Source organism: Paenibacillus sp. BAC0078 (assembly GCF_054483875.1).
On record NZ_JBTLRW010000002.1, the window covers coordinates 716,644 to 729,362 of the forward strand.

Sequence of the window (12,719 nt, forward strand, 5' to 3'; positions counted from 1 at the left end):
AATATACTAATTTGTAATAAATAGTGTGAAAATGGTACGTAAACAGGTGACGATTTTCTCAAAAAAACAACTATTTTCCCTCACAAATTATAATATTTTCCAATTAAACTGTAAGCGTTACCAGAAAAACAAAATATAGGAGGCGTAAAACGTGAATCGTAAACGTATCCGCAAAATGGGACTAGCTATCCTGCTCGCCGCTATGACAAGCTCATTGTTCACTGCTTTTCCAGCGACAACCCGCGCAGCCGCAAGCGAAGCCTACAACTGGAAAAGTGTCGTCACCGGTGCGGGCGGAGGGTTTGTACCCGGTATTATTTTTAATCAGACCGAACCCAATCTCATCTATGCGCGGACAGACATCGGCGGAGCATACCGCTGGAATCAAGCTACCAGCAGCTGGATATCCATCAGTGATGCGGTAGGCTGGATAGACTGGAACAAGAACGGTGTCGATGCGCTGGCTACCGATCCCGTAGATCCGGACAAGGTATACATGGCTACAGGAACCTATACCAACAGCTGGGATACCAACGGGCAGATCATGCGCTCCAGTGACCGGGGAAACACCTGGCAATCTACCCCGCTGCCGTTCAAGGTAGGGGGCAACATGCCCGGCCGGTCAGCCGGCGAACGCCTCGTTATTGACCCGAACAAGAATAATATCCTCTTTTTCGGAGCACGCAGCGGCAATGGATTATGGAAGAGCACAGACTCTGGAGTGACCTGGTCGAAGGTAAGCTCCTTCACGAATGTGGGTACCTATGTTCAGAACCCGAACATTGAGTATGGTAGTGACATAGTGGGATTATCCTGGATTACATTTGATAAGACAACAGGAACTCCCGGCCATGCGACCCAAACGATCTACGTCGGCGTTGCAGATACGGCAAACAGCGTCTATCGAAGCACCGACGGCGGAGCGACATGGTCGGCAGTTCCCGGACAGCCTACCGGCTATCTTCCTCATCATGGCGAGCTCTCTTCCACAGGAGATCTATATATTACCTACAGTAATGGAGTAGGGCCGTATGACGGCAGCAAAGGCCAGGTATGGAAACTAAACACAGCCAGCGGTGCCTGGACGAACATCAGCCCAACCAGCGGTACGGATAACTGGTATGGCTTTGGCGGACTGGCGCTGGATGCCCAGCATCCGAATACGCTTATGGTAGCCAGCTTTAATGCCTGGTGGCCGGACGAGGTGATCTTCCGCAGCACGGACGGCGGTGCGACCTGGAGCCGGATCTGGGATTGGGGTTTCTACCCTGAACGTAACTATAAATTCAATTTGGACATCAGCGCAGCGCCTTGGCTCGATCATGGAGTGACAAACCCTACTTCCATTGATCCGTCGCCTAAGCTCGGCTGGATGATGGGTGATCTGGAGATTGACCCGTTCAATTCGGATCGTATGATGTACGGAACTGGAGCTACAATCTACGGATCTAATAATTTGACCTCCTGGGATACAGGCGGCAAGGTTAATATCTCTGTTATGGCCAAAGGCGTAGAGGAAACAGCCGTGCTTGGCCTGATTAGTCCCCCGTCGGGAACGGCCCACCTGATCACGGCGCTTGGCGACGTCTCCGGCTTCCGGTATGAGGATCTGACACAGGCACCGGTCAAGTTCCAGACCAGTCCGTCATGGGCGACTACGACAGGCATTGACTATGCGGAACTTAGTCCTTCATATGTGGTGCGGGTAGGCGGGGCCGATAAGGAAAAAACACCGAGCATGAAGTCGATTGGTATCTCCAATGACGGCGGAGTGAGCTGGTATATGCCTAATGGCGAGCCTTCGAACGGCGCAAAGACCACCGCAGGGCAAGGACAGGTTGCAGTCTCTGCCAGCGGCAACTCCATTCTGTGGAGCACCTCGGATATCGGTGTCTATTATTCCAAGACCACCGGCAACTCATGGACAGCGAGCACCGGAGTTCCTGCAGGTGCCAAAATAGCCTCTGACCGGGTGAACGCGAATAAATTCTATGCGTTCTATGCCGGAATCTTCTATGTCAGTGTGGATGGCGGGGCTACTTTCAGTGCTACAGCGGCAACTGGACTGCCAACCGACAGTGTAGACGGATTGCAGCCGAGTAACGCCCAGGTCAGCATGAAAGCCGTTCCCGGAATTGAAGGAGATATTTGGTTTGCTGGCGGTAATACAATTGAAAATAAATATGGCATATGGCACTCTACCAATTCAGGGGCAAGCTTCACCAAGCTGACGAATGTCCAAGAAGCCGATCTGATTGGCTTCGGTATGGCCGCCCCAGGCAAGACCTATATGGCGCTGTATACGGTTGCCAAAATCGACGGAGTCAGAGGGGTCTTCCGTTCAGATGATGCAGGCGCATCGTGGGTGCGCATCAATGATGATGCCCATCAATATGCCAAAATCAACATGGCAATTACCGGTGATCCACGAATTTACGGACGGGTCTATCTTGGCACGAACGGCCGCGGGACGCTGTACGCTGACCCGGTAAATGCGCCTACCACTGGCGCTTCGATCACACCAACCACCGCCAGCTTTGACAAGAAGACCGCGAATCAGGCAGATATCGCCGTTACCATGACTTTGAACGGCAATACGCTCAGCTCGATCAAGAATGGAGCCGCAACCCTAACAGCGGGAACGGATTATACTGTCAGCGGGACAACCGTTACCATTAAGAAAGCCTATCTGGCAGCACAAGCCGTGGGTACGACCACGCTGAGCTTCAATTTCAGTGCAGGAGCGGCACAATCGCTGGCTGTTACTGTCACGGATACAACGGGAGTGGCAAACTCAGCGATCACACCGGTTACCGCCAGCTTCGATAAGAAAACCGCGAATCAGGCGGATATTCCAGTCACGTTGACCTTGAATGGTAATACCTTAAGCTCGATCAAGAACGGAGCGGCAACCCTGACGGCTGGAACGGATTATACCGTAAGCGGCACGACCGTAACACTCAAGAAGGAATATCTGGCTGCCCAGGCGGTAGGTACAACTACCTTGAGCTTCAACTTCAGCGCCGGAGCTGCGGCTTCACTTGCCGTTACTGTTGTTGATACTACCGCAGCAGCAAATTCGGCCATCACGCCGACCACCGCCAGCTTCGATAAGAAAACCGCGAATCAGGCGGATATTCCAGTCACGCTGACCTTGAATGGTAATACTTTAAGCTCGATCAAGAATGGAGCGGCAGCCCTGACGGCCGGAACGGATTATACCGTCAGTGGCACAACCGTAACACTCAAGAAGGAATATTTGGCCGCGCAAGCGGTAGGTACGACTACCTTGAGCTTCAACTTCAGCGCCGGAGCTGCGGCTTCACTTGCCGTCACTATTGCAGATACAACTGCCGCACCGGCAGGTGCGATTAAGGTGCAGATGTTCAACGTCAACCAAGCCGCATCTGTACAAGCCATCAATCCAAAACTCAAGCTGGTCAACACAGGAACAAGCAGCATCTCGTTGTCAGACGTGAAAATAAGATACTATTACACGATTGATGGCGAGCAGACACAGAACTTCTTCTGTGACTGGTCCCAGGTTGGCAGCGAGAATGTGACCGGCACTTTTGTCAAAATGCCGGCTGCAAAGACAGGGGCGGATTATTATGTGGAAATTGGCTTTACAAGTGCCGCTGGCTCACTGGCCGCCGGTGCAAGCATTGATATCCAGATGCGGGCAGTGAAATCGAACTGGACCACTTACACGCAGACAGACGACTATTCCTTCGACCCGAAGGATAACAATTATGCAGACTGGGGCAAGGCTCCGGCCTATATTGCCGGCAGCCTTGTATGGGGGAATGAACCTTCATAATGTAAAGGGGGAGGCAATTTGAACGAGGGGTGTCCCAAAAAGCCATCAAGTGGCTTGGGACCCCCCTCGTTTTTTGCGCAAGATATACGTAAGCGCTTGGTGAGGACGCTCCGCGAACGCATCGTTGTTTCAATCGCGACAGTCTTTTACATCCAGGTAGAAGGAGGTACAGTATTACAGTGTTTGCCCGCTGTCCACTGTAATGATCTGTCCGGTAATAGCCTCCTGCTCTAGAGCGTAGCAAATGGACCGGGCAATATCCTCCGGCGTGGCGATGCGCTGCAGCAGCAGATTCGGGGCGAGCTGGCGCATTTGCTCTTCGCGGCCCGCCCACCATCTGGTGGCGACAGCACCCGGTGCTATGCAGTTGACGCGGATGTCCGGGGCCAGCGCGCGGGCCAGGGATTTGGTCAGCCCATGCACAGCGGCTTTGGATACCGCGTAGGGAAGAGAGGAGCCTGCTCCGGTAGTTCCGGCAATGCTGCCGAGATTGAGGATGGCGCCTTGCTTGTTCTTTTTCATATATGGCGCCACTGCCCGGGCGCAAAAGAACATACCTTTGACATTCACATCAAACAAATCATCCCATACCTCCTCCGTGGCTGCTTCCAGATCACTCATGGGAAGATGCTTCGTAATACTGGCATTATTCACGAGCAGATCAATAGTCCCAAAGCTTCCGGCGATCTGTTCTGTCATATTCCGCACTTCAGTATCCTTAGACACGTCGGCGCGTACTGCAATAGCCTGCCCTCCCCGATCAATGATCATCTGGACCGTTTCCAGTGCCTCCGTCTCCGAACGGGAATAGTTAACGGCGACGATAGCTCCGCGATTAGCCAGCTCGAGACTGGTTGCCCGGCCAATGCCGGTGCCTCCACCAGTTACTAGTGCCACTTTGCCTGACAATTCCATGCCCATTCACTCCTTGATTGAATTATTGTGCTTATTTCGAGATCAGCCGAAAGCCTTCTGTTGCACTTTCTGCAGCAGATCCTCTCTGAATCGGCCGGAAAACAGAATCTATTGCATTCTGTGCAGCCGAATTGAGCCGAAAACCTGCTTTTGGCCCGTAGTACAGAAATCTAATGTACGAAAGAGACAATTTCATAATTCAAAACCCTTGCTATGACTGGTTTTTTTGAGCATAGAAAAAGGAGTACCTCCCCAAATTCTCGAAGATATAGGCGACGAAACCAACATCCGAGAAAGAAGAGAGGTAATCCCTATCTATTCTATTCGACAAGAAGAGCTGTTTTCCTTTGAGGATTTGCTCCTTATGCGCCCGGAAGATAAATACAGTCAAATCTTTGAACACTTAAACCTTGCCACGGTTCTGCACGCCCTTCGAAAGAAGAACAACCGTGGTCGGCCGGAAGAACTAAACGTCCCTGCCATGATCTACTCGCTGCTCATCGCTAAAATGGAAGGCATAGAGTTTGTTTCTGCATTGATCCGGCGTCTTAAGCACAGCGAGGAGTTTCGAGCACAGTGCCGCTTTACCGGCTCCAACAGCATCCCAAGTCCGGCCTCGTACACCCGTTTGATTCATGCGCTTGAGCAGACAAGTATGCTTGAGAAACTGCAGGATACCTTGGTGCTGTCTGCCATGGAAGAAGGCTTTGTTACCGGTACACATCTCGCCGTTGATTCCTCCATTGTGGAGGCTTGGGATTGCCAATTTAGCGAAAATGCGTCCAAACGCCGCGCGGCCCGCCGTGCCAAAAAGTCAAGCGATGCTCCGGTGGCCCAGCAACTGCAGTTAGAACTCACCGAGCCGGAGCCCCAGTCCGTGAACGAGCCGCTCAAGAAACCCGTTTACCCGCGTGGACGTCCTTCTGCTGAAGAAAAGGAACGCCGGCGCCAAGAACGCGAAGCCTATGAAAAGACCCTGGGACCCTTTGAGAAAACCATTGAAGCGATGCTGCCTTACACGTATGACGAACTCCTTGCAGCGCTACCCCGGCATGCTGCACGTTGTGACAAGAAAAATGCGAAGGGCAGACTCACCAGTTATTACGGTTTTAAGGCGAATTTGCTGGTCGATACGGACTGTCAGTATATGCTTAGCGGCATATGGAGTTCGGCGAATTTGAATGACCAGCGCATGGCCGTCCTACTCCTTAAAGGTCTGCGCCTAAAGTTTCCTGCACTGAAAGTGAAACATGTCTTGGGTGACAAAGGGTATGACAGCTCGGCCATTTACCAGTTGATTCATTCGTTAGGAGCCTATCCTATAATTAAAATGATTCACCACAAAAAACCGCCCGAGGGGATGAACCAGGACTACACTCCCATGTGCTCGCAGGGCCATGCCTACCGCTACGACAGTTTTGATGCCAAGTACGAAACCCTGCGGTATACCAAGCCTAGCCAGTGCAAGGACTGTCCGCTTTCCGGTTCTGACTGCCAAAAGGTTTTTAAAATCCGCATAAAAACGGATTTGCGTAAGCATACCTATCCAGCAAGAGGCAGTGAGAGCTTTACGCAGCTGTATAATAAGCGAACGGCTGTGGAGCGTGTTTTTGCATATCTCAAAGAGTATTTTGGCATGAAGCGCACACGTCACCGCGGCGTCCGTGCAAGCGTCGATTTCCAGCTCAGTACGTTGGCCTACAATCTCAGTAAGTTTGCACTAGACAAGTTGAACAAGCAGTTGAGCAAATCCCAGCAAGTTGCCTGATTTTTTTTAAAAAAATGACCGCGATTTTTGGCCGAGTACGCTATTCAGCAAACTGAATTATGAAATTGACTCCGAAATACAGCAGAAGGCCATTCATCACAGAATAATGGATTTTCTATTGCAGAAAGTGCAATCACGCCCCGACTTCCATATACTCCAATGACCGTTAATCATCTTCTGATGGTGCCGTGAAGTAAAGCGTGGCCAGCTACATAGAGTATTTTATTAAGTTTCTTCGATTTTGTATAATTGAATGTATTGAAGGATATGTTCAATTATTTTGAATTGATACTATATAAGTTGATCATAAAATCATAAAAAAGGTAGGAGTGCGGAGGGGAAGTTTGGAACTGGAGGAGCGAACGCGACCGCCTAAAAGCTTTCCGTAGGAAAGCTGGCATCGTAAGCATAAGCTGTCTGCGGATTTCCACCGCGAGAGCGGTATATAATCAAGAAATCTGCAGACAACAGCGGCCGGAAGTCCAAACATTCCCCGCAGTTACGACCAAACCCTAATATGAAAATCTAAAGTTCAACTTATGCTGCAACAAAACTTGAAGCAGAGAGAAGGGAACTATTCTGGACCTGAAAACATTAAAAACCTTTCACGCCATCATCCGTACCGGAAGCTTCAACCGTGCGGCGGAAGAGCTGAATTATGCCCAGTCAACGGTCACGATGCAAATTCAGAAGCTGGAAGCGGGCCTTGGGGTTGAGCTGCTTGAACGCGCCAAAGGCATCAGCTTGACTGAAGCCGGACGCTTGTTCTACGAACAGAGTCTGCGCATTGTGAAGGATATGGAACGGCTGCAGAGCAGCCTGGCCGACTTGAAATCAGGTGAAGCAGGGAGTGTGCGTATAGGTGCAACCGACCCTACAGCCAGCTACCGGCTGCCTGTAATTTTGCGCAAATTCATGTCTCAGTTTCCCAAAATGGAGCTGTCCGTAGATATATCCGGTACGGGTGCGCTGTGTGAGCGGCTGCTTCATGGAGAGCTGGATCTTGTGCTGTGCTCGGCCCCGGAGCTGGGAAAGGAGCTGCATTTTGAGCCGCTGTTCACGGAGCCGTTCGTGCTGTTAATGCCTGAGGAGCATCCTCTTGCCTCAGAGGTGAAGATCACTGCAGACCATCTACGTGGACACCGCCTGCTGATTACTGCACCCCATTGCCCTTACCGCAAAAAACTCGAAAGCGTGCTGCAGGAATCTGCTGGCCCGCCGCTGGATACGATGGAAATCGGCAGTATGTCCGCCTTGAAATTCTACGTGGAGAGCGGGCTCGGAATCGCGCTTGTGCCGGAGGTTACACTTCATCCCGTACCAACCGGAACTATATTCCGTAAGCTGGAGGGACAAGCTGTGGATATGACCTGCGGCATAGCCTGCCGAATGGCTGATTACCCCTTGAATTCAGCCAGCCGGAGCCTGTATCAATTTCTGAAGCAGGAGCTGGCGGAGCTCCCTCTCCTCTAAATAGTTGGTGAATGTTGACAAAAGGAGAAGACGAGATTATATTGATATTAACAACAAGATAATAACATATTAATAATAAGATAAATTAGATCTGTATAACCCCCTAATATTGTGGAAAGAAGGAGCTGCGATGGCCAAGCTGTTTATTGTGGGAAATGGATTTGATTTGGCGCACAGAATGAAGACATCCTATGAGCATTTCCATCAATACCTGAAAGAAGAGTATCCTGAGTCGGATGGCGACAATTTTACAGTACCCGAAAGTACAACCATGCCCCGTGGAGATGAGGTATATGACGATGTTGACACGGTATCCTACTTGCTTCGGCTAATATCCAATGTCGAGCCTGAGGCGGATAAATGGAGTGATCTTGAGACTTCATTGGGTGTTTTGGACCTTAGCGAATGGATTGATAGTATTGAAGAGCAGCTGGATGAAGACGGAGATCCGGATTATAGCAAGAATGCATTCAACATTGAAGATTTGGTCAATAGTCTGATTGAACCCACCCGGCGCATTACTGATTATTTTACCGATTGGATAGATACGATTGAGGATATTGAAGAAATTTCAAGTAAAGATGATTTTGCCGCACTTATTAATACAGAAGACGATCATTTTCTGACGTTCAACTACACGAGAACCTTGGAAATCCTGTATCGGGCCAAAAATGTCTGTCATATCCACGGCGAGCAAGGAGGTGACCTGCTGTTTGGACATGGCAATGATGAAGATTATTATGAGACCAATATGGAGATGTATACGGGTTCAGAAGAAGGACTGCAGGAAATTCAGAAGCTGCTCCGGAAAAATACCGCTGGCGCCATGCTGAAGCACAAGCATTTTTTTGAGGGGCTTACATCCTCCGTTGACAGTATCTATTCATTCGGATTTTCCTTCGCGGAGGTTGATAAAATCTATATTGAAGAGATCTGCAAAAGGGTGGACACAGCGAAGATCACCTGGTACCTAAATGATTTCGAAAGCCCTGACAAGCGGGCAGAATACCAGGAGATGATTAGAAGGTGTAAGTTCCGCGGGGATTTCAGCACTTATCATATCTCTTAAAATGGGTCCCAAACACACATAAACCTCTATTATTGATTATTCATCAATAATAGAGGTCTATGCTGTAACCACTATACCCATGTTCTTCTCAGACTCCTTATCCTATCCTTTGTACTCAGCCGGGTAGAAATCGGTCCGAGGCGGCAGTAGATTTGCCTATCCTGCCCGTTAAATCTTCTCTAATTCATCCCCTGGTAACGATTGGATTGATGTTTCAACATTTGAGCTTTAGGAAGCCCGCACCATTTCGTTCCGGGATGGATTGAAAGCTTTACCGACAGGATCAAAGATATAGTCTCAATCTCAGGGAGTACATCTGCCAAAGTGACCCCGCGAAGCGATTGTAGCTGCCCGCCGTTGTTCCTTTCTGCAGTGTATGGTTCCTTGAGTTGATACCTGAATTATACCCCCGGACAGCGGATTAGTAAAAAGGCGAATACTTTAAATTTGGGTCTATTTTTGATTGCATTCTAATGTAAGCGCTATTATTCGCCTGATTACTTGGTTTTTTGTTGTATAATTTCGTATAGTCTAAGGTGAAAGAATAGCAGAAGGGGGAAGAGCTATGAAGCTGTTTCAGCTAAAGACACAGCCGCTCTGCATTGAGCGGATACAAGAGTTCCTTCAGGATAACTATGTCTGCATCGGATATACGGGCATCGGTGATCTGGATAACGTGGACAGGGAGGAAATCCGCAGAAGGCTGGTTCAGAGCGGTGCGGTTCAGGGGCGGGAGCTGGAAGCAAATCTGGAGAGTCTGGAGCTTTTTGTACATAGCATGCAGGATGGGGATTACGTGCTGGTCGCGGATGAACAGTGGGCGTATTTGGGCGACCTGGGTGATTATTTCTATGATGAGGCTTCTGACAATGCCGGGGATGGACGCTGCCACCGGCGGGGGGTGACCTGGCTGAAGAGTGTACCCATTGCTGAGCTTAATCATTCTGTGCGGGAGTGGGTGGCGGGTGAGGCGCTTGTCTCGCAGTACACAGGGCCGCTGCCAAGGGCAAATCTTGATTTATGGATTGCAGGCTTAACGGCGGAGGGCAATATGAATGGGGACAAGGCAGGAAAAGTGGATGATGAGACATTAGCCGAAGCGCTCGCTGTTCTTAAGTCCGCTCTGTATAGCGAGGATATTGAACGCCGGGAACGGGCCGCGATTGCGATCCTGCAATATGCCAAATGATTTCTCCGCATAGATGAAATAAAAGCGATTTCACTATATACTGAGCATATACTAACAAAACTGAGTTTTGTAGAGAAAATTCATGTAGCTTATGCTAACAAAATCTTAGGAGGAACAAATGGGCATTCAATATTTTTCTGAGGAACGTATCTTTCATATTCAGAGCAGCGCAACCAGCTATGTTATTCAATTGCTGCCGACCGGCATTCCGGCACATGTATATTGGGGCAGGAAAATCCGTGCAACCGGATTGTCCGCCATTCTGCAGCGCACGGAGCGGTGCTCCTTCTCGCCAAGCCCTTTTCCGGAGGATATGTCGATCTCGTATGACACAATTGCCCAGGAATATCCATCGTACGGAGCAGGGGATTTCCGCCATCCGGCCTATCAAATCCAAGCTGCGGATGGAACGACGGCTTCTGAGGCAGTGTACGACAAGCACCGTATCTATAAAGGCAAATCCGCGCTTGAAGGACTTCCGGCCACTTATACAGAGCATGAGGACGAGGCCGAAACGCTGGAGCTGGAGCTGCTTGATGCTGTTGCCGGATTGCGGATTATTCTGAGCTACACTGTATTTGGCGAACTGAATGCGATTACGCGTTCTGTGCGTTTTGTGAACGAAGGTGCAGGTTCGCTGAAGCTGCTGCGCGGACTCAGCATGAGTGTAGACCTGCGCGATTCCAGCTATGACCTGCTGCACCTGTCAGGCTCATGGGCACGGGAACGTTATGTGGAGCGCAGAGCGCTTGCTCCTGGCATGCAGGGCATTGAGAGCCGCCGGGGCGCGAGCAGCCATGCCCACAATCCGTTCCTTGCCCTGCTCTCCAAAGGGGCGGATGAAGATCACGGAGAGGTGTACGGGGTCAGTCTCGTCTACAGCGGCAGCTTCACCGCCCAAGCCGAGGTGGAGCCGTACAAGACCACCCGCTTGTCCATCGGGATGAATCCTTTTGACTTCAGCTGGCTGCTGGAGCCGGGCCAGTCGTTCCAGACCCCGGAAGCGGTGCTGGTCTTCTCGGCGGACGGTCTTGGTGCGATGTCCAGAACCTATCACAAGCTGTATCGCACGCGTCTGGCCCGTGGATCCTACCGCGATCGTACACGTCCAGTGCTGGTAAATAACTGGGAAGCCACGTATTTCGATTTTACCGCTGACAAGATTGAAGATATTGCCCGGGCAGGCAGTGAGCTTGGCATGGAGCTGTTCGTACTGGATGACGGCTGGTTCGGACACCGCGATGATGACCGCAGCTCGCTTGGCGACTGGTTTGTTGATCCTAAGAAGCTGCCTAAGGGTCTGGCGGATTTGGCTGCGCGGGTGAATAAGCTGGATATGCAGTTTGGCCTGTGGTTTGAGCCGGAGATGATCTCCCCGGACAGTGAGCTGTACCGCCAGCATCCCGATTGGTGCCTGCATGTGCCGCAGCGCCGCAGAACGCTGGCCCGGATGCAGCTTGTGCTGGATTTCTCGCGGGAGGATGTCTGCCGGGCGATTGGCGACCGGATTGCGGATGTGCTGCACAGCGCGCCGATTACCTATGTGAAATGGGATATGAACCGCAATATGACCGAAATCGGGTCTGCACTGCTGCCGCCGGAGAGACAACGGGAAACAGCTCACCGTTACATGCTGGGCCTCTACAGTGTGCTTGAGCGAATTACCTCGGAATTCCCGGAGGTGCTGTTCGAGAGCTGCTCCGGCGGCGGCGGACGGTTCGATCCGGGCATGCTCTATTATATGCCGCAGACCTGGACAAGCGACAATACCGATGCCGTCAGCAGGCTCAAAATCCAGTACGGAACAAGCATTGTCTATCCGCTGAGCGCGATGGGCAGCCATGTGTCGGCAGTGCCGAACCACCAGGTTCACCGCAATACTTCGCTTGAGCTGCGCGGTCATGTGGCCATGTCGGGCAATTTCGGCTATGAGCTGGATCTGACGAAATTTTCGGTAGAAGAGAAGGCAACGGTGAAGGAGCAGGTGGCGCTGTATAAAGAGCTGCGTCCGCTTGTGCAGTTCGGAGAGCAGTACAGATTGCAGAGCCCTTTTGAAGGCAATGAGACGGCGTGGCTGATTGCCGCCGAGGATAAATCCGAGGCTGTGGTCGTATATGCCCGCACGCTGGCCCAGCCTAATGATGCTCTACATTTTCTGCGCCTCAAGGGTCTTGATCCAGAGGCCGATTACCAGTGGCTTGAAGACGGCGGCGTATATGGCGGGGACCATCTCATGTATGCGGGGCTGCCGCTGCCTGCGCTGCACGGAGATTTCCAAAGCGTTCTGTGGCGCTTCCGCAAAATATAGATCGTTATCAACTGAAAAAGGGGGTGTCTCAAAAGCCATGAAATGGCTGCTTGAGGCCCCCCTCGTTTTTGAGTTAGAGATACGTTAGCTCGTGGTGAGGACGCTCCGCGAACGGACCGTTGTTCCAATCGCTGTGCTCTCCAGATTTTTTTCATTCCCCTTAGCGGTGAAAATCCG

At 51.0% G+C, this 12,719-nt stretch carries 7 protein-coding genes; 6 read left to right on the plus strand and 1 reads right to left on the minus strand.

Annotated features, from left to right (window positions below):
- The first annotated feature begins 151 nt into the window (after positions 1-151).
- Positions 152-3,820 (plus strand): X2-like carbohydrate binding domain-containing protein, encoded by a 3,669-nt coding sequence (locus tag ACX1DY_RS06710; protein ID WP_458963403.1) that lies wholly within the window; start codon positions 152-154, stop codon positions 3,818-3,820.
- 174 nt (positions 3,821-3,994) lie between these two features.
- On the opposite strand, the gene ACX1DY_RS06715 is transcribed toward ACX1DY_RS06710, so the two are convergent.
- Positions 3,995-4,735: an SDR family NAD(P)-dependent oxidoreductase gene (locus ACX1DY_RS06715; protein ID WP_458963404.1), complete on the minus strand. Its 741-nt coding sequence runs from the start codon at positions 4,733-4,735 to the stop codon at positions 3,995-3,997.
- A 364-nt stretch (positions 4,736-5,099) separates the two neighbouring features.
- Here ACX1DY_RS06715 and ACX1DY_RS06720 point away from each other — a divergent pair, with 364 nt between their 5' ends.
- The 5 genes from ACX1DY_RS06720 (at position 5,100) to ACX1DY_RS06740 (ending at position 12,542) form a co-directional block, all read left to right on the plus strand.
- The gene (locus tag ACX1DY_RS06720) at positions 5,100-6,503 is read left to right on the plus strand and encodes a transposase (protein ID WP_458963405.1); all 1,404 of its coding nucleotides are present in this window, start codon (positions 5,100-5,102) and stop codon (positions 6,501-6,503) included.
- Between the two features lie 579 nt (positions 6,504-7,082).
- Positions 7,083-7,976: a LysR family transcriptional regulator gene (locus ACX1DY_RS06725; protein ID WP_458963437.1), complete on the plus strand. Its 894-nt coding sequence runs from the start codon at positions 7,083-7,085 to the stop codon at positions 7,974-7,976.
- A 130-nt stretch (positions 7,977-8,106) separates the two neighbouring features.
- Positions 8,107-9,045 (plus strand): bacteriophage abortive infection AbiH family protein, encoded by a 939-nt coding sequence (locus ACX1DY_RS06730; protein ID WP_458963406.1) that lies wholly within the window; start codon positions 8,107-8,109, stop codon positions 9,043-9,045.
- A 565-nt stretch (positions 9,046-9,610) separates the two neighbouring features.
- Complete coding sequence (locus tag ACX1DY_RS06735; protein WP_458963407.1) at positions 9,611-10,234, plus strand: hypothetical protein; 624 nt, start codon at positions 9,611-9,613, stop codon at positions 10,232-10,234.
- A 118-nt stretch (positions 10,235-10,352) separates the two neighbouring features.
- Positions 10,353-12,542, plus strand: coding sequence for an alpha-galactosidase (locus ACX1DY_RS06740; RefSeq protein ID WP_458963408.1), 2,190 nt, complete (start codon positions 10,353-10,355; stop codon positions 12,540-12,542).
- Positions 12,543-12,719 lie beyond the last annotated feature (177 nt).